At 47.2% G+C, this 430-nt stretch carries 1 protein-coding gene; it reads left to right on the top strand.

The features are described from left to right. Positions 1 to 430, top strand: a 430-nt coding sequence (locus PROVRUST_RS18590; RefSeq protein WP_006816465.1) for a phage baseplate assembly protein V, incomplete at both ends; no start/stop codon positions are given.

Below are 430 nucleotides of genomic sequence, written 5' to 3'. Positions count from 1 at the left end.
CCGTATTGGTGTTGTCACTGCCGTTGATGTCAAAAAAGGGTGTCGCGTGCAAATCGGTGATTTAGAAACGGAATGGCTTAACTGGATAACATTGCGTGCCGGTAGTACTCGCACAATGAATGCGCCGAGTGTTGGTGAGCAAGTGATTATCCTAGCTATCGGCGGTGAGTTAACGACAGCATTTGTATTAACGGGTATTTTCTCCAATGAACACTCAGAGCCTACCGATTCATTGACGGCAGACCATCGCACCTATTCAGACGGGGCAGTAATTGAATATGAGCCAGCCACGGGCGCGTTGAAAGCGACTGGTATCACAACCGCACATATTGAAGCCAGTGAGCAAGTTAGCGCGATAACGCAAGTGGTTATCGTTGATGCCGCTAAGCAAATCAAACTCAATACTCCAACTGTTATTTGCTCGGATAAT

The sequence above is a fragment of the Providencia rustigianii DSM 4541 genome (assembly GCF_000156395.1).
Classification (GTDB): domain Bacteria; phylum Pseudomonadota; class Gammaproteobacteria; order Enterobacterales; family Enterobacteriaceae; genus Providencia; species Providencia rustigianii.
The sequence above is the reverse complement of the archived record's forward strand: the minus strand, read 5'-3'. Positions and strand labels throughout refer to the sequence as shown.